Source organism: Sphingomonas sp. 320_CC, assembly GCF_059691795.1.
In genome coordinates this window covers 417,551-438,657 of record NZ_JCAWAE010000004.1, presented here as the reverse complement: position 1 = coordinate 438,657, position 21,107 = coordinate 417,551, and the positions used below count along the sequence as shown (strand labels likewise).

The window sequence follows — 21,107 nt, the reverse complement described above, 5'->3', positions numbered from 1 at the left end:
TTTCCTAGCAGGAAAGATTTCATTTGCGTTACATGCTGAAGCAATGTTCAATCCGGATCGTTCAGTCAAAAGATGCAACGTGTCGGATTGCTGCGCGGAAAGGAACTATGTGTTCTTTTCCGTTCCCGGTCTGACGTCCATTGGGATTGATCGGGGGATGATGTTCCTGCGAGGCCGCTGACGGGTTCGACCCGGCGGTGTTCTGACGTTCGGCAAGCCATGGGAAGGCTTGTCGCCTCGGGGGCCTCGATGACTACACACGCCGCGATTACACGCAGGACGATATTGCGACGACTTGGCCTGATGGGAGGGCTGAGCGCCACACTCGGTGCGATGCAGGCGCTGGGATTGACCGAAGGATTGATCGGCACGTCGCATGCCGAAGCGCTCGCCACGCTGACGCCGAATTTGGGCAAGGGAACGCACGTCGTCGTGCTCGGGGCCGGGATCGCCGGGCTGACCGCCGCCTACGAGCTCGAACAGGCTGGCTTCCGGGTCACGTTGCTCGAAGCGCGCGAGCGGGTCGGTGGGCGCGCCTGGACAGTGCGCGACGGCGACAAGATCGAGATGATCGGCGAGCAGACTCAGACTGCCAAATTCTCCGACGGAATCTACTTCAACGCGGGGCCTGCGCGTATCCCGAGCTTCCATCAGGGCCTGATCGGGTACGCTAAGAAGTTCGACGTGCCGCTGGAGGTCGAGGTCAATTCGAGCCGCTCCGCCTATGTAATGGGCGAGAACGGCAGCAAAATCCGGATGCGGACCGCGATCAACGACATGCGCGGCCACATCGCCGAACTGTTGGCGAAGGCGATCAACCAGGGTGCGCTCGACCAGTCTGTGACGGCGGCAGACAAGCAGAAACTCCTGCCGTTCCTCAAGGCATATGGCGACCTCGGCACCGACTATGCGTTTGCGGGGACCGAGCGATCGGGGTTCGGGACTGCACCGGGTGCGGGCGTCTCCTTCTCGTCGGCAGGCAGCGCCGTACCGATGGACCAGTTGCTGGCGAACGAGCGGCTGCCGATGACGCTGTTCGAGGACAATCTCTACATGCAGGCGACGATGTTCGAGCCGGTCGGCGGCATGGACCGGATCCATGCCGGGTTCGATCGCAACCTGCGCCGTCCGGCGATCCGCGGTGCGGAGGTCACCAAGATCCGCCATACCGCGCGCGGCGTCGACGTGATCTACCGCGACAAAGCGAGCGGCGTGGTCGACACCGTGACGGCGGATTACATCATCTGCACGATCCCGTTCCCAGTGCTCGCGACGATCGATACCGACTTCTCGCCCGCGCTGAAGAAGACGATCGCGGGCGTCGTCTACGATCATTCGAACAAGGTCGCGTTCGAGAGCCCGCGTTTCTGGGAACGCGAACAGATCTATGGTGGCATCTCGTTCGTCGGCGGCCCTACCACGCTGATCTGGTACCCATCGGCAGGGCTGCACTCTGCCCGCGGCATGATCCTGGGCTGTTATTCGTCGGGACCCAATGCCGCCGCGTTCGCCAAGCGGCCGATCGCCGAGCAGATCGCGTTCTCGCGCGGGGTGATCGACCGGCTGCATCCGGGGCATGGCGGCGATCTGGTCAACGGCATCGCGGTGAACTGGCACAAGATCCCGTACAGCCTGGGGCCGTGGCCCGACTGTAATGCGGGCAGCGCGAACGGCCGGCAGGAGGGGCATATCGACACGCCCGAGTTCCGCCTGCTTCAGAAGCCCGACGGCCGCGTCTATTTCGCGTCCGCCGCGCTCAGCCAGACTCCGGGCTGGCAGGAGGGCGGCATCCAGTCCGCCCAGGGCCAGGTCATGGCGCTGGCCAGGCGGGTTGCGGCGCAAGGCGCTAACCGGGCCGCATTGGGGGCGGACCGCTCGCGACGCGCGGCATGACGTGGACGTTCGGCCCGACAGGATCGAAGGGTGAGTATTCCGCCCGCGAGACCGTCAGCTTCGAAGAGATCGGGCGCGGTGCCAAACCGTGCCGCGCCCGAACCATTCGCATCCGCAACGGGGAGAGAAACACATGACGATCAAGACGAACTCCATCGCGCTGGCCGTGGCGACCTGCACAATGCTCGCCTTGCCTGGCTTGGCGATGGCCGCCGATACCAAGTCGGCGATCGTCCGGCACGCCAACACGCCGCCCGGACTGATCCTGCAGGGCGTCACCGTGCCGGCGGGTGCGAAGATGCTGTATCTTAGCGGGCAGCTGGCGGCGCCTATCGATCCGGCGAGCAAGACGCCGTCGGCACAAATGACGACCGCCGATTTCGGCGATACCAAGACGCAGACGATCAGCGTCTTCAGCAAGATCAAGGCGATACTCGCGGCGCAGGGCTATGCGATGAGCGACATCATCAAGCTCACCGTGTTCGTCGCGGGCGATCCGAAGCTTGGCGGCAAGATGGATTTTGCGGGCATGAACGACGCGTTCAAGATGTATTTCGGGACGGCGGAGAACCCTAACACCGTCGCGCGATCGACCGTTCAGGTCGCAGCGTTGGCGGGGCCGGCATTCCTGGTCGAGATCGAGGCGACGGCGGCGAAATAATTTCGAGCGAAAATGGCCTCGTGTTCGCTTTCGATATCAGGTGCTTGGTCCGATCGCTCGGATCGTCGAGCGCGACGAGCGACTGGATCGAGGCCAGATCGGATGCGTAACGAATTGACGCTCGGGGCGGTGCGTGGGACGATGTCGAACACACCGGATCGGAGACCGCCATGCTCGTCCCCCAGATCGTTCACGGACTGATCCTCGCCTTTGTCATCGGCATGGTCGCGGGGTTGCGCGCGATGCTGGCGCCTGCCGCGGTAGCCTGGGCCGCGAGCAAGGGGACGTTGCCGTTGCAGGGGACATGGCTCGCGTTCCTTGGCTACCGGTTCACGCCGTGGATTTTCACGCTGCTCGCGGCCACCGAACTCGTCACGGATCAGCTGCCGTCGACGCCCAGCCGCAAGGTGCCGCCGCAGTTCGTCGCGCGGCTGCTCACGGGCGGGGTGTCGGGCGCTGCCGTGGGGTACGGCATCGGTGCGCCGTTGCCGGGGATCGTTCTCGGGATCGTCGGTGCGGTCTTCGGAATTTATGGCGGCGCGGCCTTGCGCGCGCGACTGGCGGCAACGTTCGGCAGCGATCGACCGGCCGCGCTGATCGAGGATGCGGTCGCGATCCTCCTGGCGGTGCTGGTGGTGCTGTCGATCTGATGCGGACTTTCGACGCGATCATCATCGGTGCCGGGCAGGCCGGACCACCGCTGGCAGGCCGCCTGACTGCCGCGGGCATGACGGTCGCGCTGATCGAGCGGAAGCTGGTCGGCGGAACCTGTGTCAATACCGGCTGCATGCCGACCAAGACGCTGGTGGCGAGTGCCTATGCCGCGCACTTGGCACGACGCGCGGCGGATTTCGGCATCGCGACCGGCGATGTCACGGTCGACATGCCCGCCGTTGCGGCGCGTGCGCGCAAGGTCGTGATGGACGCGCGATCGGGCAACGAGCGCTGGCTCGAGGGTATGGCCGGGCTCACCTTCCTGCGCGGCCACGCCCGCTTCACCGGACCGCGGACGATCGCCGTCGACGGTGAGGAGATGACCGCGCCGCGCATATTCCTCAACGTCGGCGGGCGGGCGATCGTGCCCGACATGCCCGGTGTCGGCGACGTGCCGCATCTCGACAATACCGACATGGTCGCGCTGGAGCAGGTTCCCAAGCATCTCGTCGTCGTCGGCGGGAGCTATGTCGGGCTCGAGTTCGCGCAAATGTATCGCCGATTCGGCGCCGCGGTGACCGTGGTGGAGCGCGGCGAACGGCTGATTGCGCACGAGGATGCCGATGTGTCGGACGCCGTGCGCGGCATATTGGAAGATGAAGGAATCACGGTGCGGACGGGCGCGAACTGCATCGCCTTCGCGCGTCATGCGGACGGCGTTGCGGTATCGGTCGATTGCCGCGCGGGCGATCCGAAGGTGATCGGGAGCCACGTGCTGCTCGCGGTTGGCCGGCGCCCCAATACCGACGACCTCGGCCTCGATCTCGCCGGGATCGCGACCGACGCGAAGAGCTATGTCACCGTCGACGACATGCTGCAGACCAATGTGCCGGGGGTCTGGGCGCTGGGCGATTGCAACGGGCGCGGCGCGTTCACCCACACGGCGTATAATGATTTCGAGATCGTTGCGGCGAACCTGCTCGATCATGACGACCGGACGCTGAGCCAGCGGCTGGTCGGCTATGCGCTCTATACCGATCCGCCGCTCGGCCGGGTCGGGATGACGCAGGCGGAGGCGGAGAAGACCGGGCGGCCGATCCTGGTCTCGAAGCGGCCGATGACCCGCGTCGGGCGCGCGGTCGAAAAAGGCGAGACGAAGGGGTTCATGAAGATCGTGGCGGATGCGGAAACACAGCGGATATTGGGGGCGGCGATCCTCGGCACCGGTGGCGACGAAGCGATCCACGGGATCCTCGACATGATGAACGCCGACCAGCCGGTGGCCGCGCTGCGCTGGGCGGTTCCGATCCATCCGACCGTGTCCGAACTGATCCCGACGCTGTTGCTCGGGCTCGAACCAGTGGCGCAGACATGAGCGATCCCGGCGCGCGCGATCACCAGATGTTCCCGGTGCTCAACGCGGAACAGCTTCAGACGGCAAAGCGCTTTGCGAGCGGTCCGGCGCGCGTGTTTGCCGCCGGCGAGCAGGTCTATGCGATCGGCGAGCACGGCGTCGCGGCATGGCTCGTGCTCGAAGGAACGATCGACGTCGTCCGTCGCGACGGGCTCAGTCACGAGGCACCGATCACCACGCACGGCCCGGGGCAGTTGACGGGCGAGGTCAACCAGCTTGCCGGACGCCCGACGATCGCGGGCGGCACTGCCGGACCCCAAGGCTGTACCGCGCTGCCGTTCGATCCGGCGCATCTGCGCGCGCTGATGGTCGGCTCGGCGGACGTCGGCGAGATCGTGATGCGCGCGTTGATCCTGCGCCGCGTCGGGTTGATCGAGCAGGGGAGCGGGGGGACGGTGATCGTCGGCCTGCCGGACAGTCCCGACGTCGTCCGGCTACAGGGGTTTCTCACGCGATCGGGCTTTCCGAACATCGTCCTCGATGCGGCATCGGACGATGAGGGGCGTGCGCTGGTCGAGCGGACCGGTGTCGCGTCGAGCGATCTGCCGCTCGTGGTCTGTCCCAACGGTACGGTGCTCAAAAGGCCGTCTGATATCGAGGTCGCGGCCTGCCTCGGGATCACGCCGGAGCTCGATCCCGACACCGTGTACGACGTCGCGATCGTCGGTGCGGGGCCGGCGGGGCTGGCGGCGGCGGTGTATGCGGCGTCCGAGGGGTTGTCGGTGATCGTGCTCGACGAGCGTGCGATCGGCGGGCAGGCGGGGGCGTCGGCGCGGATCGAGAATTACCTGGGCTTCCCGACCGGCATTTCGGGGCAGGCCTTGGCCGGGCGCGCATTCAATCAGGCGCTGAAGTTCGGTGCGGAGATCGCAATCCCGTTGACCGTGGAACATCTCGATTGCGACGAGGATCGGCCCGCGGGTGACCCACTCGCGCTCGAGCTGCCGGGCGATCGACGCGTTCAGTCGCGCACCGTGATCGTCGCATCGGGCGCGCGGTATCGGCGGCCGGACATTCCGGACCTTGCCGAGTTCGAAGGCGCCGGCGTATCCTATTGGGCATCGCCGATCGAGGCGCGGTTGTGCGAGGGCGAGGAGATCGCGCTGGTCGGTGGCGGCAACTCGGCCGGGCAGGCGGTGGTGTTCCTCGCACCGCGCGTGAAGCACCTGCACCTGATCGTCCGCCGCCCGCTGGCCGCGACGATGTCGAAATATTTGATCGACCGCATCGCCGCGCTGCTCAACGTGACGATCCGCGTCGGCACCGAGATCGTCGGGCTGGAGGGTGAGCGCGCAACCGGGCTCACGGCGGCGATCTTCCGCCAACGCAGCGACGGCGCGGAGACGCGGTGCGCGATGCGACACCTGTTCCTGTTCATCGGCGCAGACCCCAACGCGGGCTGGCTGAAGGGCTGCGTCGATACGGACGAGAAGGGGTTCATCGTCACCGGCGCCGCCGCGCTGCCGTTGCAGACGAGCCGCGCAGGCGTGTTCGCGATCGGCGACGTCCGCGCCGGCTCGACCAAGCGCGTCGCGGCGGCGGTCGGCGAAGGCGCTGCGGTGGTCGCGCAGATCCATACGGTTTTGGCCGACATGGCGGAAAGGCACGCGGAATGAGCTACGGTTGCACGCATATGGATACGGTCCGCGACGTTACGCCGAGCGCGAAGGGGTGCGAGGAGTGCCTCCGGATCGGCAGCGAGTGGGTGCATCTGCGGCTGTGCCGCGAATGCGGTCATGTCGGCTGTTGCGACGACTCCCCGCACCGTCACGCGACCGCACACTTCCACGCGACACGGCACCCGATCATCGAGGGGTACGACCCGCCGGAGGGCTGGGGCTGGTGTTTCGTCGACGAGACGATGGTGGATCTGCCGGACCAGACGCCGCAGGTTGGGCCGATCCCGCGCTATGTTTAAGGGGGGGGCGATTGTGGTCGTAGCGGTGTGATTCGGCACTATGAGGTACCCTGCGCGCAAGAAAGTTTAGGACGAACTGGCCACAGGTACACCACCCCGGCGAAGGCCGGGGCCCAGTTGGCATGGCCTGAGTGACAAAGCGCAAACCTACATCACCGACGTTTCCCAACTGGGCCCCGGCCTCCGCCGGGGAGGTGCCTAGGAACGAGGCGTCCGTCATGCTGATTAATCGGAACTCCGCACGGTTTCGAGCTAGCGCTGCTATCGTGCCGCGCTACGTCACATATTCCTCCACGCTTGCCTCACCACATACGGACAGGTAGCCGCCGCCAATCGGTAAAGGCGTGAGTGATCGAAATGCGGCGTTTGATGATGGGCTTCGTAGCCATTGCGGCCTTGGCGACTGCGGGAACGGCGCAGCCGGCGAGGCGGCAGGTACAGCACGCCGAACCGGGACCCAAACCAGGCATGGTTCGCGTCCGCCTAGTCACGTCGGAGGGGCCGATCCTGCTGGCGCTCGACGCCCGCCACGCACCGAAGACCACCGCGAATTTCCTCGCCTATGTCGATGACGGTCGGTTCGACGGGACCGATTTCTACCGCGCCAGCCGCCAGAAGTCCGCGCCGAAGCTCGGCTTCATCCAGGCCGGCATCCGCACCGATGCGCGGCGGATCCTGCCGCCGTTTCCACTCGAGACTACCGCGATGACCGGGATCAAGCATCTCGACGCGACGATCTCGATGGCGCGCGGGATGACGCCGGCGTCGGCGGGCGGGAATTTCTTCATCACAGTCGGGCCGGCGCCGGCGATGGACGCGCGCGCGGGCTATCCGGGCTATGCGGCGTTCGGGCATGTCGTCGCGGGCATGGACGTGGTGAAGCGCATCCTTGCCAAGCCGACCGGCGGCGGGATGGATGCATTCAAGGACCAGATGATCCTGAAGCGTGTCGCGCTGGTGAGTGCTCGGCGTTTGGATGGGGTGGTGAAGCCGACGGGGCTGCCGCGGGCGTGGCTGATCGAGACGAGGCCGCAGCCGCGGAAGTGAGGGGCTGGAGGGCGATCTGGACCTTGCTTAGCACGTGGACTGTGCGACTCTTACTCTAGTCCGAGGAAGCGTTGGTCCCATTGCAGGCTTCTGTCGCAAACTCGGTCGCCGTCGACGTGCACCGCCCCGGCGAAGGCCGGGGTCCAATTGGAAAGGTCGGAGTAACGATGCTCGGCCTCAGTTAGCGGCATCCCCCAATTGGGCCCCGGCCTTCGCCGGGGTGGTGTTTTGTCTTGGCAGGGTCATAAGTCAGTTGCCACAACCCTCTGTTCTACCGCGAAGGCGCGAGCTCAGGGTAACGAATGCAGGTATTCGTGGCTCCTGGCCCCCCGCCTTCGAGGGGGAACGAAACGGCTTAGGCAGTGAGGCTCAACGCAACCGCTTCCGCGACCTTGATGCCGTCGACCGCGGCGGAAAGAATACCCCCCGCATAGCCTGCGCCTTCGCCGGCCGGGAAAAGCCCCGCCGTGTTGAGGCTCACGAAATCATCGCCGCGCGTGATCCTGACCGGCGACGAGGTGCGCGTCTCGACCCCTGTGAGCACCGCGTCGGGATGGTCGTAGCCGGGGATCTCGCGTCCGAATGCAGGCAAAGCCTCGCGCAGCGCAGAGATCGCGAACTCGGGCAGGCACTCCGACAAGTCAGTCATATGGACGCCCGGCTTGTACGACGGGATCACTGAGCCTAGCGCGGTCGACGCGCGCCCCGCGAGCAGGTCGCCGATACGTTGCGCGGGCGCCTTGTAGTTCGAGCCGCCGGCGACATAGGCGCGCGATTCCCAATGGCGTTGCAGCTCGATCCCGGCGAGCGGGTGGCCGGGATAGTCGCGCTCGGGGTCGATGCCGATGACGATCCCCGAGTTCGCGTTGCGTTCGTTACGCGAATATTGGCTCATGCCGTTGGTCGCGACGCGGCCCTCCTCTGAGGTCGCGGCGACGACGGTGCCGCCTGGGCACATGCAGAAGCTGTAGACCGTGCGCCCGTTCTTGCAGTGGTGCGACAGGCTGTACGCCGCCGCGCCGAGGTCAGGGTGACCCGCGCACGGCCCGAACCGCGCTTCGTCGATCCAAGATTGCGGGTGTTCGATGCGGACGCCGATCGAGAACGGCTTGGCCTCGACGTAGACGCCCTTGGCATGCAGCATCTCGAACGTGTCGCGCGCGCTGTGGCCGACCGCGAAGACGACGTGGTTGGCTTCGAGATAGTCGCCGGTGCTGAGATGAAGACCGCGAAGCTGGCGAGTGCCGGCCTCCTCGACGATGTCGAGACCGTCGACGCGCGTCGAGAAGCGGTATTCGCCGCCGAGCGCCTCGATCGTCTCGCGCATGCTCTCGACCATCGTGACGAGACGGAAGGTGCCGATATGCGGATGCGCTTCGGTGAGGATTTCGGGTGGCGCACCGGCTTTCACGAACTCGGTCAGGACCTTGCGGCCCAAGTGGCGCGGGTCCTTGATCTGGCTCCAGAGCTTGCCGTCGGAGAAGGTGCCGGCGCCGCCCTCGCCGAACTGGACGTTCGATTCGGGGTTGAGGACGCTTTTGCGCCAGAGACCCCAGGTATCCTTGGTGCGTTCGCGGACGACCTTGCCGCGGTCGAGGATGATCGGGCGGAACCCCATCTGCGCGAGGATCAGGCCGGCGAACAGCCCGCATGGGCCCGCGCCGACCACCACCGGGCGGGGGCCGGTGTAGCTCGCGCCGCCCTTGGTGACGAAGCGGTAGCCGGTATCCGGCGTGCGCTGGACGTGACGATCCTTGCGGAAGCGGGTGAGGACGGTGTCCTCGTTCTTCAGCGTGACATCGACCGAATAGACGAGCTGGATGTCCATCTTGTCGCGGGCATCGTGCGCGCGTCTGGCGATGGTGTAGCGGATCAGGTCGCGCGGGGTAACGCGCAGGCGGTCGCGGATCGCGGCGGGGAGCGCTTCGTCGGCGTGGTTGAGCGGCAGCTTGAGGTCGGTGATGCGGAGCATGTCGGTCGCTCTAGCGCCGCGCGGCGCGATCCGCCATCGGGAGGACGAGAGGACTTGATCATGCGGACCGACGACGAACAGAATGCCAAGAGCGCCAAGCGCAAGGAGGTCCAGGACCGGATCGTCGCGAGCAAGACGATCGAGAAGGGGCTGATCATCGTCCACACCGGCAAGGGCAAGGGCAAGTCGACCGCCGCGTTCGGCATGGCGGTGCGGATGATCGGGCATGGGCGGAAGGTCGGCATGGTGCAGTTCGTCAAGGGCGCGATGGCGACCGGCGAGAAGACGATCTTCGATGCGTTCCCCGCGCTGTGCGAGTTCAAGCCGATGGGGGAGGGCTTCACTTGGGACACGCAGGACCGCGCCCGCGACATCGCGGTGGCGCGTGAGGCGTGGGACGAGGTGAAGCGGATGATCGCCGATCCGTCCTATGCAATGGTGGTGGCGGACGAACTGAACATCGTGTTGCGCTACGAGTATCTGCCGGTCGACGAGGTGCTGGCGGTGCTGGCGGCGAAGCCGGAGATGACGCATGTCGTGGTGACCGGGCGGAACGCGCCTGATGCGTTGATCGAGGTGGCGGACCTCGTGACCGAGATGACGCAGGTGAAGCATCCGTTTCGGTCGGGCGTGAAGGCGCAGGCGGGCGTGGAGTTCTAGGCGGCTTCCTACTCTACGGTCCGTTACGAGGACCGTCCGTCATCCTGACGAAAGTCAGGCCCCAGAGCCACGAAGGCTGCCGCCCGTTACCCTGGATCCTGACTTTCGTCAGGATGACGGGAGGGCGTGGGGACGGCTGGCGGACTTCTGACCGACGTAGCCGTGTCTTGCGCCGGGTCTTCCTCCCGCCTATCGCTTCGCCCGCGACAGGTTCCCCCGATGCTCACGCCGAGGGGGATGAAAATGGGAACGGGAAACACCCGGCTGCCCCTGCAACTGTACGCGGCGAGCCATTGTGCCTCATGCCATTGGGATGTTCCCGAGAAGGCGGCGCGGACGGCGTTGACCCGCGAGCCAGGAGACCTGCCCGTCGCGGTCGTCTTTCGTCCGGCCAGGGTGCGCCGAACGGACGGGTAACACCCCGAGCGACGACATCGCTTCGCGTCGCGCGAAGGCAGGAGGCGTCCGCTTCTCGCCCTTTGCGCGGTGCGGGACCGACTGTCCGAAGGGGTTCCTATGCCAAGTACACATCATTCCAAGATCGTCCGGGAACGGACATGCTGAAGCCGGTCGAGGACGGCGTCGCGGTGGTCGCGTGCAACACGTGCCGCCATTCCGCCGACGCGCGCGACGACGAGCAGGGCCAGCGTGGCGGCGCGCGGCTGGTCAGTGCGCTGAAGGCAGTGCAGGCGAGCGATCCCGCCTATGCCGACGTAGCCGTGCAGGAAATGCCGTGCCTGTTCGCGTGCCAGGATTTCTGCACCATCCATCTGCGCGCACCCGCCAAGGTCGGCTATGTGCTAGGCCGTTTCGAGCCGACCGAAGACGCTGCCCGTGCGATCCTGGATTACGCACGGCTCTACGGCGAGAGTGCGTTCGGACAGGTGCCGTTCAAACAATGGCCGCAGGGCGTGAAGGGCCATTTCATCACCCGCACGCCGCCTGCCGGGTTCGTCGTGGAATGACTTTTTTTCCGACAGCCGGGGCATTTCTATCATCCTTGAGCGCGTTGCCGCAGCCGGACGAAGCCGCTCGATCGGCGGCAGTGGCGCGGCAGGGGCAACTGACCAAGCCGCCGGGCTCGCTCGGGCGGTTGGAAGAGATTGCCGTCTTCATGGCCGGTTGGCAGGGCCATGAACGCCCGCGGCTCGATCGCGGCCGGGTGGTGATCTTCGCGGGTAATCACGGCATCGTCGATCGCGGCGTCAGTGCGTTTCCGGCCTCCGTCACGGCGCAGATGGTGGCCAATTTCGAACATGGCGGCGCGGCAATCAACGCGCTGTCGCGCGCGGCGGGGCTCGATCTCAGAGTCGTCCCGCTCGATCTCGACCGGCCGACCATCGATTTCACCGTCGCCCCGTCGATGTCGGAGGAGGAATGCCTCGCGGCGATCAACGCGGGCGCCGCCGTCGTTGCGGACGCACCCGATCTGATCGTGCTCGGCGAGATGGGGATCGGCAACTCGACCTCCGCCGCCGCGCTGTGCCTCGCCAGCTTCGATGGATCGGCACGCGACTGGGTCGGGCCCGGTACCGGAGTCGACGACGACGGCATGGCCCGCAAGATCGCGACCGTGGAGGCCGGGCTGGCGCTGCACCGGGACGCACTGAGCACGCCGTTCGAGACGCTACGCCGGCTTGGCGGTCGTGAACTTGCGGCGATCGCAGGCGCGGTCATAGCTGCGCGTCTCGCAGGCGTACCCGTCATGCTCGATGGCTTCATATGCTGTGCCGCGGTCTCGCCGATCGCCGCTGCGTGCCCGGATATTCTCGCGCATTGTCTTGCCGGCCACGTGTCGGCCGAGCCGGGTCATGCGCGATTGTTGCGGGCATTGGACCTCGATCCCCTGTTGTCGCTGGGCATGCGGTTAGGCGAGGGGAGCGGCGCGGCGGTGGCGACGTTGCTCGTCCGCGCGGCGCTGGCGACGCATGACGAGATGGCGACGTTTGCCGAGGCAGGGGTCTCCGTCGCGTGACCGGTTCGCACATGCTGTACCTGATGCGGCATGGCGCGCCCGTCCGCAAAGGCCTGTTGCTGGGGCGAACGGACGATCCGGTGACGGAGGCCGGCGTTGCGGCGTGCGTCCGGCGAGCCGCAGGGCTGAAGGTTGCCGCGATCGTGTCGTCAGACCTGAAGCGTACTCGCGATTGCGCGACGGCGATCGGCAGCGTGCGGGGCATCGTCGGCGAGGTCGATCGACGGTGGCGCGAACTCGACTTCGGAGCGTGGGACGGAATGCGTCCAGCCGATATCGATCCGGCGGCCTTCGCTCGGTTCCACGACGATCCGGACGCTGCTCCGCCGCCGGACGGTGAGCGATGGTCGTCGTTGCTGGACCGGGTCGGCAATGCCTTGGCGGTACTTCCGTCGGTGCCGACGTTGGTCGTCACGCACGGTGGCGCTATCCGGGCGGCGCTCGCGGACCTGTGTGGGTTCGATCGTCGCCGGACATGGGCGTTCGACCTGCCTTATGCCGCGCTTGTGTCGTTGCGGATCTGGCCGGAGCCGGATCGGACGGTGCAGATCGTCGGGCTGGCGACGTGAAGCGGCTGGTCGTCGCGTTCGGTTTCCTGACGCGCCTGCCGATGCCGCGCGTCGAGGCCGGGGCTCCCGACTTTGCCGCGGCGATCCGATACTATCCGCTCGTCGGACTGGCGATCGGCGTGCTCGTCGCCTCGGCGGGACGGGCAGGTGCATCGATCGACCCCTGGACCGGGGCGTGCGCCGCGTTGCTGACGTGGATCGCCGTCACGGGCGCATTGCACCTCGACGGGCTGGCCGATCTCGCCGACGGGCTGGGCGCGGCGCATGGCGATCGGACGCGGTTGCTCGCGGTGATGGCCGATCCGCATATCGGCAGCTTCGGCGTCGTCGCGATCGTCGCTCAGATGACCGCCAAGCTCGTGCTGCTGCACGCGGTCGGGCTGACGGCGTGGTGGCTCATCATCTTGGTGCCGTTTGCGTCGAGGATGGGGCCGCTGGCCTGGGCAGTGCTGTTGCCGCCGATGCGGGTAGGCGGATTGGGCGCTGCGGTCGCCGGCGCAGTCCGATCGCGCGACCTTGTCGGCTGGGGGCTCCTGCTGGCGCTGGCTGCCGTCGCGGTTCCCGCGCTGTTGGCGGTTCCGCTCCTGATACTGGCCGTCGCTGCGTGGTTGCGGCGTACATTAGGGGGCGTGACCGGAGACGCGCACGGGGCGGGGATCGAGCTTGTCGAGACGGGCGTCCTGCTCGCTTTCGCCATCGTCGGTGCGTCAGCCGGCGCGCTGGGCTAGGGCGAGCATCGCATCGAGATCGAGGTGACGTTCGAGCGTCGCGGCGATCGCGTCGAGCGCCGCATCGATCGAGGCAGCATGGTCCGGTCCGACCGCGTCGACGCCGAGCCGCGCCAGCCACGCCGCGCGTTGCTCGGCAAGCCCGAACAGGCCGTGGACGTAGCTGCCGTGGACCAACCCGTCCGCGCTCGTCGCACCCTCCGCGCTGCCGTCGATGCGGTGGCCGACGGGACGGCACAGATCGGTGCCAGTCGTCACGCCCATGTGCATCTCATAGCCTTCGAACCGTGCACCGTTTGCGGTCCCTTCGATCCGCTCGAGCGTTTTGGTCGGCGTCAGGATGGTGTCGATATCGAGCAACCCGAGCCCGGCTATCGAGGTTGCCGCGCCTTCGATACCGTGCGGATCGGCGATGCTCCGACCGAGCATCTGGTACCCCCCGCACAGCCCGAGTACCGGCCTGCCCCGTCGGTGATGCGCGAGGATATCGATGTCCCAGCCTTGTGCACGAAGGAAGGCGAGGTCGGGGATCGTCGCCTTCGATCCGGCAAGGACGATCATGTCCGCCGCAGGGATCGGCGTGCCTGGTGGGACCATCACGAGCGCGACGCCGGGTTCTAGGCGCAGCGGATCGAGGTCGTCGAAATTGGCGATCCGCGGCGTGATCGGGCAGGCGATCGTTACGCGACGGTCGACCGACGCGGAGCGGCGTTCGAGGATCACGGCGTCTTCACTGGGCAGGCGCGCGGCGTCAGTTAGCCAGGGTACCACGCCGTAGCCGCGCCATCCGCTGCGTGCCTCGATCGCCCGATAGCCGTCGTCGAACAGTGCGGGGTCGCCGCGGAACTTGTTGACGAGGAAGCCGTGGATCATCGCCGCGTCGGCAGGGTCGATCACCGCGCGCGTGCCGACGATCGAGGCAATCACCCCGCCGCGATCGATATCGCCGACCAGGATCACGGGGACGTTGGCGGCGCGGGCGAAGCCCATGTTGGCGATGTCGCTTACGCGCAGGTTGACCTCAGCTGGGCTCCCCGCACCCTCGACGACGACGAGATCGCAGCTGGCCGACAGCCGCTCGAAACTGTCGAGCACGTCGACGAGCAGCCCTTCGCGCCCTTCCCGCCACCGCGCGGCGGCGAGCGTTCCGCGGACCTGCCCGCGGACGATCAGTTGCGACGTGCGATCGCCCTGTGGCTTGAGCAGTACCGGGTTCATGTCGACGCTTGGTTCGACCCGACACGCGATCGCCTGCGTGGCCTGCGCGCGGCCGATCTCCCCGCCGTCGGCAGTAACCGCGGCGTTGTTCGACATGTTCTGCGGCTTGAACGGGCGGACCGACAGGCCACGGTTCGCAAACGCGCGGCACAGTCCGGCGACGAGCACCGACTTGCCGACGTCGGAGCCGGTCCCCTGGAGCATCAGAGCCGCCATGCGAGTACTCCGGCGATGACGAGGAGAAGGATGCAGGCCCGGCGATAGATGCCGAGCGCCGCGCGGAGGTCAGTGGCGGATACGTGGGTGCTTCCGTCGCCGATATACGGCTTGGCAGTGACGATGCCGTCATAGGCGATCGGTCCGGCGAGACGAAGGCCGAGCGCGCCGGCCATCGCCGCCTCGGGCCACCCTGCGTTGGGTGAGGCATGGTTGCCGGCATCGCGTGCCATCGTCCGCCAACCGCCCCAGCCGGCAACGCAAAGCAAAACGCCGCTGAGCCGGGCGGGGATGAGGTTGGCGAGGTCGTCGGTCCTGGCCGCCGCCCAGCCGAATGCACGCCACCGGTCCTCGCGGTGCCCGATCAGGCTGTCTGCGGTGTTGATGGCCTTGTACGCCCAGAGGCCGGGCAGGCCGGCGACCAGCAGCCAGAACAGCGGCGCGACGACGCCGTCGCAGACGCTTTCCGCGAGGCTCTCGATCGCGGCGCGCGCGACGCCGGCTTCGTCGAGTGTCGCGACGTCCCGACCGACGATCATAGCGACGCGGGCGCGGGCAGCTTCAAGGTCGCCGGTATCGACGGCGCGCGCGACCGGCACCACATGGTCGTACAGACTCCGGATCGCGAGGCCCGGCGCCGCCATCGCGCCGATCGCGATCCAGGCCATGGGACCAAGAACGAGCCGCGCGAGGGAAGTCGCAGCGAGCGCAACGCCGACCGCCACTGCGATGAGTGCAACGATCGTGACGACACCGGCGGCACGGCGGATCGTGTCCGATAGCGTAGGGCGGTTCCAGCGCGTCTCCGCCCATCCGATCATTCGCGCGAAGCCGCCAACCGGATGACCGATCCGCGCATAGAGCGGCGCCGGCCAGCCGATCGCTGCGTCCATCATGATCGCCAGCACGGCGACTGGCTCAACCACCGCCAAGCGCCTCGTCGAGCCGCGCGAAGGCTTCGTCATCGCCAGGGACGCCCATACGCAGCCAGCGTGTCGAGTGGTCGAACGATCGAGTCAGGATGCCGACCTGTGCAAGCCGTTCGAACAGCGCTGGTGCCGCGTCGTCCTCGATCAGCCGGAACAATGCGCAATCGCCGCGGGCTTGGAGGCCATGACGTGCCAACATCGTGTCGAGCCTCTCTGCGCGTTCGACGATCGAGACCCGCGCGGCAGCGATCCATTCGGCGTCTCGGTAGGCCGCGATGCCATAGGCCACGGCGTGCGCCGATATCGGCCAGCTGCCGAGCCGCCGTCGTATCTCGGCGACGTGCTCCAGCGGCCCGATCATGAACCCGAGCCGCACGCCGGGCAGGCCGAAGAATTTGCCGAACGACCGAAACACGATCGCGCGATCGTCGGGGCCGAGCAGGGGAATGAGGCTAGATCCGGGCGCGACGTCGGCAAACGCTTCGTCCACGATCAGGAAGGCACCGCTGCGGGCGATCGTCAGCAAGCGTTGCGGCGTGTCGCACTGGCCGTCGGGATTGTTGGGGTTGGCCAGCAACAGCGTGCCGTCCGCGAGCGTCCCGATCGCATCCCGCGCTATCGGAACGGCGCCGTCGATCGCTTCGGCATGCGTGGCGTAACTCGGCACGACGAACCGGACGGGGCTAGGCAGGTCCAGTGCAGCCAGCATCCGAAGACCGAGTTCACTGCCGGGCAACGCGACGACCCGGTCCGCGGTCGTACCGAACACCGCCGCCGCCGCCGCTTCCAGATCGGCGATCGCTGCGGGCGAGGGGAGGCTGTGCAGATCGACCGTCGGAACGCGATCGGTAGGCCACGCGCAGGGGTTGATGCCGGTCGACAGGTCGAGCCAGGGTCTCGGCGCATCCGGATAGTGGACGGCGGCGAGATCGATCCGTCCACCGTGGATGCGCAGGGGGTTCATATTGTCTTTCACTCACGCCCGCGGGCTTTCGCTTGATCTTCCGGGCGTCATCGTCATTCCGGGCCCATCGAGCAAGCGTGAAGGAAACGGTAGGATGCAATCGGTCGGGACGCCGTTCGGAAAAAGCCTGTTCGTGCTGGGCGGCGCGCGCTCGGGGAAAAGCCGCCACGCGCAAACCTTGGCCGAAGCCGCGGCGACGGACCACGCGACGCGGCTCGTCTATATCGCGACCGCGCAGGCATTCGACGGCGAGATGGAGGATCGGATCGCGCGCCATCGTGCCGATCGCGACGATCGGTGGCGGACCGTCGAGGCTCCGCTGGCGCTTGGCGAGGCGCTGAAGAGCGAAGACGGCCCGGACGTCGTGATGCTGGTCGATTGCCTGACCCTGTGGGTGTCGAACCTGCTGCTAGCCGACGAGGCTGTCGCCGCGCGCGTAGACGATCTGGTCGAGACGATCGCGCGATTGAAGGGCCGCGTCATCCTCGTGTCGAACGAGGTCGGGTTGGGTATCGTCCCGGACAATGTGTTGGCCCGGCGTTTCCGGGATGCGGCAGGGTTGCTGCATCAGCGGATCGCCGCGGAGGTCGACTCCGTCGAGATGGTCATGGCCGGGTTGGTCCAGCGCTGGAAGACGCCGAACGCGGATTACAGATCTCAGAATGACTAGCGATCGCATTTTTTACGATGGGCAAGTATTCATGACGCCAGGAAGCGATCATTTGTGCGATATAAAAAACTGATCTGGTTTTTAGTATATTGAATTTCGGCAATATGATCGGCAGATCGTGAAACCGATATTTTTAATTTTATTTGTGCGACCCCAAAATTAATTGGAGCAAATCGGTCCGCTCAAACATTAATTAAAACATTTTCGTTCGAGCTATGTTAAAAGAGATTATCGCCAGCCGATTTTTGGGCCCTGACGACCGAGAGATGCATGTGCTCCCGCCCCGACTTCTGCGGGATTACACTCATGGCTACGACGCCCAGCCCCTTGGCGCTGATGGTTCGGAAGTTGGAAACGCACGCTGTGCTGGACGACGGCGACCGCAAGGCGCTGCTCGCGCTGCCATATACGTTGCGCACGTTCGAGCCGTCCTCCTATCTCGTGCGCGAAGGCGACGCGCCGGACCAGTGCGCGGTCCTGCTGTCGGGGTTCGCATATCGCCAGAAACTGACCGGCGCCGGCATGCGACAGATCGTGTCGCTTCACATTCCGGGCGAGCCGCTCGACTTCCAGCACCTGTTCCTCGACGTCGCGGATCACAACGTCCAGACGCTTACGCGCGCGGAGATCGCGACGATCCCGCGGTCGGCGCTGCGCGAACTGGCGCGGAACCGTGCGGCGATCAGTAACGCGATCTTCGTCAACACGCTGGTCGAGGGATCGATCTTCCGCGAATGGATTCTGAACATCGGTCGCCGCGATGCGCGGTCGCGGCTGGCCCATTTCCTGTGCGAATTCGCGATCCGGCTCGACATGCAGGGGCTGACCGGCGCCGATGGCTATGAGTTGCCGATGAGCCAGGAGCAGCTTGGTGATGCCCTCGGGCTGACGGCGGTACATGTGAACCGCACGATCAAGTCCCTCGAGGCGGATGGTCTGATCGGGCGCAATCGTCGCCGGATCAGTTTTCCGCAATGGGATGCACTACGTGAACTCGCGGACTTTTCGAGCCGCTACCTGCATCTCGCGCAACAGACCAGCTAGTCGCTTCTATCGTTGATGCGCGTGATCGACCGAATCGATGATCCGCCCGCCAGCCATGAAGACGGCGATCGGGCAGGCGGCGAACAATAGCCAGCCGCCATATCCGGGATATTGCTGGAGATAATGCATCCCGCGTTCAACCGCGCCGACGCCGAGGCCGTAGATGACGAGGAAGGCCTCGAACTTGGTCTTGATGATGAAGAGGCGAGCAAAGCGAGTCCACATGGCGAGTGTAGCAGCAAGGTGCGTGCCAGTGGCTGATATGCGCGGTTCTGACGCCAAAAAGTACGGTTACCTGTAAATTAACCCGACGATCTACGTTGGGTTGCGGCGGTCATATGCGGGCGACGTGCGTGACCCGGTCGGCTTCGACGACGCCCAACGAGCGCGCGCAATCCTCGGCCAGCACGACGCCGTCCTCGGTCTCGCGGACCTTGCCGAACGCGGCGCGGAAGTCGGCAAGGTTGCCCGTCGCGACCAGGGCGTCCTTACCGTCGTCGCCAACGATCCCGACTACATCGCTCTCGCGAGCGTCGGCGATCGAGCGGACCTGATCGGTGCGGGCGGTCATCGTCGGGCCGCCATCGAAGATGTCGACGTAGTTCTCGAACGCAAAGCCTTCGTTCTCCAGCATCCGCATCGCAGCGCGGCCCGAGGGATGCGGCAGGCCGATCGCGGCGCGCGCGGTCTCGGTTAGCATTGCGGTGTAGATCGGGTGCTTGGGCATCAGGTCGGCGATGAACTGGTGACCGTTGATGGCATTGAACTGGTCCGCGTCCTGGAAATTCATCCCGAAGAAGCGGCCTGCGAGGCCGTCCCAGAACGGCGAGCCGCCCGCTTCGTCGATGACGCCGCGCAGTTCGGCGAGGATCCGGTCGGCAAAACGCGCGCGGTGCATCTTGATGAACAGGTAGCGGCTGCGCGCGAGCAACAAGCCTAGGCCGCCGGCGCGCTCGCCGGGATGCAGGAACAGCCCGCCGACCTCGCTCGCGCCTTCGAGATCGGTGGCAAGCGTCAGCATGTCGGCGCGGAAGGTGCGGTTCAGCTCGCGGCTGTGCTGCGTGAGCTGGCCGATCCTGTAGCTGTAGAACGGGTAGCTCTGGCCCACCTGCGTGAAGATCTGGCAGGTGCCGCGGACTTCTTTCGTCTCGATGTTCTCGAGGATCAGCACGAACAGCTCGTCCTGCACCGGGCCGTCGGTGCGCGCGAAGGCAGCGTGGCTGCGTTCGAGCTTGGCGGTGAGCGCACGACGATCCGGCGGCAGATTGGTGAAGCCGCCGCCGGTCAGCTTGGCCATTTCGTAGAGGTGCTGAAGGTCGTCGTCGACCGCGGCCCGGATCCTGAAACTCACAAGCGGCCCTCCGCGATACGCACTATGGTGACCGCCGACAGAGCCGCACGTTCGGCGAGACTGTCGGGGATCATGAACTCGTCGGTCGAATGGATCGCGCCGCCGCGGACGCCCATCGTGTCGACGACCGGCACGCCGGCGGCGGCGATGTTGTTGCCATCGCAGACGCCGCCGGTGGCTTTCCAGGCGATGTCGAGACCGAGGTCCGCGCCGGATGCCTTGACCAGATCGAACAGCCGCGCGGCGCCGTCGTCGATCGGCTTCGGCGGACGGTTGAAGCTGCCATGGACTTCGATACGGACGTCGTGCTCGGCGGCGACCATCGCGACTGCGGAGTCGATATGCGATTGCGCGCGCGCGATGTCGTCGAGCGTCGCCGGGCGGAAGTTGATGCGGAGGATGGCGAGATCGGGGACGACGTTGTTCGGGCCACCGCCCTCGATCCGCGCCGGGTTCACCGCGAGACGGGGGCCGCGGACCTTCGACAAGCGCACTGCGATGTCGGCGGCTGCGACGAGCGCGTTGCGGCCGTCCTCAGGGTTGCGACCGGCATGCGCGCTGCGACCGTGGACGATGATCGAGAAGTTGCCCGTGCCGCCCCGTGCGCCGGCGAGCGTGCCGTCGGCGAGCGCGGGTTCGTAGGTCAGCGCGGCGACCTTTCCGTGCGCGGCGCGGGCGAGCAGCGCGGCGGAGGAGAAGGAGCCGGTTTCCTCGTCCGAATTGATGACGACGTCATAGCCGATCCGCGCGGCGAGGGGGCTGGCTTCGACCGCTTGAAGTGCAGCAAGCATCACCGCCAGCCCGCCCTTCATGTCCGCGACGCCGGGACCGTTCAGCCGGCCGTCGTCGAGCCATTGCAGCGACTGGAACGCGTGATCGACCGGATAGACCGTGTCCATATGGCCCGTGAACAGCATGCGGACCGGGGCGTCGGGACGGACGACGAGGTGCAGGTGCTTGCCGTGCTCGATCGCCGAGACCACGCCGTCCGCGCCGACATTGTCGACCGGTGTCGGCTCGACCAGCGTGATCTCGCCCGGCAGGCTCGCGAATGCGTCGCCGAGCAATCCGGCCATCGTCGCCAACCCGGCAAGGTTGCGCGTGCCGCTGTTGACGGCCGCCCAAGCCTCGACCTGCGCCAGCATCGGTGCAGCGCCCGCCGTGTCGACGGCATCGCGCTCTATCGGTGTAAGTCCCCTCATCACGCGACCCTAGCGAAGCCGG

General features: G+C 66.4%; 21 protein-coding genes and 1 riboswitch. Of the genes, 14 read left to right on the top strand and 7 right to left on the bottom strand.

What is annotated here, in order from left to right; translation table 11 throughout:
• The first annotated feature begins 249 nt into the window (after positions 1-249).
• The 7 genes from AC59GX_RS17665 (at position 250) to AC59GX_RS17635 (ending at position 7,587) form a co-directional block, all read left to right on the top strand.
• A complete protein-coding gene (locus tag AC59GX_RS17665) occupies positions 250-1,893 on the top strand; it encodes a flavin monoamine oxidase family protein (protein WP_426282028.1) in 1,644 nt (547 codons plus the stop codon).
• Positions 1,894-2,026: 133 nt separating this feature from the next.
• Positions 2,027-2,554, top strand: a complete 528-nt coding sequence (locus AC59GX_RS17660; RefSeq protein WP_426282029.1) for a RidA family protein — start codon at positions 2,027-2,029, stop codon at positions 2,552-2,554.
• 170 nt (positions 2,555-2,724) lie between these two features.
• Positions 2,725-3,204 (top strand): DUF4126 domain-containing protein, encoded by a 480-nt coding sequence (locus tag AC59GX_RS17655; protein WP_426282030.1) that lies wholly within the window; start codon positions 2,725-2,727, stop codon positions 3,202-3,204.
• Complete coding sequence (locus AC59GX_RS17650; protein ID WP_426282439.1) at positions 3,201-4,583, top strand: FAD-containing oxidoreductase; 1,383 nt, start codon at positions 3,201-3,203, stop codon at positions 4,581-4,583. Before AC59GX_RS17655 ends, AC59GX_RS17650 begins: the two co-directional genes overlap by 4 nt.
• The gene (locus AC59GX_RS17645; RefSeq protein WP_426282031.1) at positions 4,580-6,238 is read left to right on the top strand and encodes an FAD-dependent oxidoreductase; all 1,659 of its coding nucleotides are present in this window, start codon (positions 4,580-4,582) and stop codon (positions 6,236-6,238) included. Before AC59GX_RS17650 ends, AC59GX_RS17645 begins: the two co-directional genes overlap by 4 nt.
• Complete coding sequence (locus tag AC59GX_RS17640; RefSeq protein ID WP_426282033.1) at positions 6,235-6,540, top strand: UBP-type zinc finger domain-containing protein; 306 nt, start codon at positions 6,235-6,237, stop codon at positions 6,538-6,540. The genes AC59GX_RS17645 and AC59GX_RS17640 overlap by 4 nt, the downstream gene beginning before the upstream one ends.
• 369 nt (positions 6,541-6,909) lie before the next feature.
• The gene (locus tag AC59GX_RS17635; protein WP_426282034.1) at positions 6,910-7,587 is read left to right on the top strand and encodes a peptidylprolyl isomerase; all 678 of its coding nucleotides are present in this window, start codon (positions 6,910-6,912) and stop codon (positions 7,585-7,587) included.
• Positions 7,588-7,942: 355 nt separating this feature from the next.
• Here the strand turns inward: AC59GX_RS17635 and AC59GX_RS17630 are convergent, their stop codons facing one another.
• The gene (locus AC59GX_RS17630) at positions 7,943-9,559 is read right to left on the bottom strand and encodes an NAD(P)/FAD-dependent oxidoreductase (RefSeq protein ID WP_426282036.1); all 1,617 of its coding nucleotides are present in this window, start codon (positions 9,557-9,559) and stop codon (positions 7,943-7,945) included.
• A gap of 60 nt (positions 9,560-9,619) precedes the next feature.
• On the opposite strand from AC59GX_RS17630, the gene cobO reads away from it, so the two are divergent.
• From cobO to cobS, 5 genes are all read left to right on the top strand, one after another.
• Positions 9,620-10,219 carry a cob(I)yrinic acid a,c-diamide adenosyltransferase gene (gene cobO / locus AC59GX_RS17625; RefSeq protein ID WP_426282037.1) on the top strand — a complete coding sequence of 200 codons (600 nt, stop codon included), beginning with the start codon at positions 9,620-9,622 and terminating at the stop codon, positions 10,217-10,219.
• 191 nt (positions 10,220-10,410) lie between these two features.
• Positions 10,411-10,604: riboswitch (cobalamin riboswitch) on the top strand.
• A 172-nt stretch (positions 10,605-10,776) separates the two neighbouring features.
• A complete protein-coding gene (locus tag AC59GX_RS17620) occupies positions 10,777-11,184 on the top strand; it encodes a DUF1636 domain-containing protein (protein WP_426282039.1) in 408 nt (135 codons plus the stop codon).
• Positions 11,181-12,194 carry a nicotinate-nucleotide--dimethylbenzimidazole phosphoribosyltransferase gene (gene cobT, locus AC59GX_RS17615; protein WP_426282040.1) on the top strand — a complete coding sequence of 338 codons (1,014 nt, stop codon included), beginning with the start codon at positions 11,181-11,183 and terminating at the stop codon, positions 12,192-12,194. The genes AC59GX_RS17620 and cobT overlap by 4 nt, the downstream gene beginning before the upstream one ends.
• A gap of 11 nt (positions 12,195-12,205) precedes the next feature.
• Positions 12,206-12,763 carry a histidine phosphatase family protein gene (locus AC59GX_RS17610; RefSeq protein WP_426282440.1) on the top strand — a complete coding sequence of 186 codons (558 nt, stop codon included), beginning with the start codon at positions 12,206-12,208 and terminating at the stop codon, positions 12,761-12,763.
• On the top strand, positions 12,760-13,491 hold the full coding sequence (cobS, locus tag AC59GX_RS17605) for an adenosylcobinamide-GDP ribazoletransferase (protein ID WP_426282041.1): 732 nt from the start codon (positions 12,760-12,762) through the stop codon (positions 13,489-13,491). Before AC59GX_RS17610 ends, cobS begins: the two co-directional genes overlap by 4 nt.
• Here cobS and AC59GX_RS17600 read toward each other — a convergent pair.
• Genes AC59GX_RS17600 through AC59GX_RS17590 form a run of 3 tightly spaced genes read right to left on the bottom strand, consistent with a single transcriptional unit; the run spans position 13,471 to position 16,818 of the window.
• The gene (locus AC59GX_RS17600) at positions 13,471-14,925 is read right to left on the bottom strand and encodes a cobyric acid synthase (protein WP_426282042.1); all 1,455 of its coding nucleotides are present in this window, start codon (positions 14,923-14,925) and stop codon (positions 13,471-13,473) included. The genes cobS and AC59GX_RS17600 overlap by 21 nt on opposite strands.
• Positions 14,913-15,890 (bottom strand): adenosylcobinamide-phosphate synthase CbiB, encoded by a 978-nt coding sequence (gene cbiB / locus AC59GX_RS17595; RefSeq protein ID WP_497302120.1) that lies wholly within the window; start codon positions 15,888-15,890, stop codon positions 14,913-14,915. The genes AC59GX_RS17600 and cbiB overlap by 13 nt, the downstream gene beginning before the upstream one ends.
• A complete protein-coding gene (locus AC59GX_RS17590) occupies positions 15,844-16,818 on the bottom strand; it encodes an aminotransferase class I/II-fold pyridoxal phosphate-dependent enzyme (protein ID WP_426282044.1) in 975 nt (324 codons plus the stop codon). The genes cbiB and AC59GX_RS17590 overlap by 47 nt, the downstream gene beginning before the upstream one ends.
• 94 nt (positions 16,819-16,912) lie before the next feature.
• Between AC59GX_RS17590 and cobU the strand changes: the two genes are divergently transcribed.
• Together cobU and AC59GX_RS17580 are read left to right on the top strand one after the other, a co-directional pair.
• Positions 16,913-17,488 (top strand): bifunctional adenosylcobinamide kinase/adenosylcobinamide-phosphate guanylyltransferase, encoded by a 576-nt coding sequence (gene cobU / locus AC59GX_RS17585; protein WP_426282046.1) that lies wholly within the window; start codon positions 16,913-16,915, stop codon positions 17,486-17,488.
• Between the two features lie 306 nt (positions 17,489-17,794).
• The gene (locus AC59GX_RS17580; RefSeq protein WP_426282048.1) at positions 17,795-18,532 is read left to right on the top strand and encodes a Crp/Fnr family transcriptional regulator; all 738 of its coding nucleotides are present in this window, start codon (positions 17,795-17,797) and stop codon (positions 18,530-18,532) included.
• Between the two features lie 6 nt (positions 18,533-18,538).
• On the opposite strand, the gene AC59GX_RS17575 is transcribed toward AC59GX_RS17580, so the two are convergent.
• From AC59GX_RS17575 to AC59GX_RS17565, 3 genes are all read right to left on the bottom strand, one after another.
• Positions 18,539-18,757, bottom strand: a complete 219-nt coding sequence (locus tag AC59GX_RS17575; protein ID WP_056058579.1) for a hypothetical protein — start codon at positions 18,755-18,757, stop codon at positions 18,539-18,541.
• Between the two features lie 109 nt (positions 18,758-18,866).
• The gene (locus AC59GX_RS17570) at positions 18,867-19,883 is read right to left on the bottom strand and encodes an arginine N-succinyltransferase (RefSeq protein WP_426282050.1); all 1,017 of its coding nucleotides are present in this window, start codon (positions 19,881-19,883) and stop codon (positions 18,867-18,869) included.
• Complete coding sequence (locus AC59GX_RS17565; protein WP_426282051.1) at positions 19,880-21,085, bottom strand: hydrolase; 1,206 nt, start codon at positions 21,083-21,085, stop codon at positions 19,880-19,882. The genes AC59GX_RS17570 and AC59GX_RS17565 overlap by 4 nt, the downstream gene beginning before the upstream one ends.
• Between the last annotated feature and the right edge of the window lie 22 nt (positions 21,086-21,107).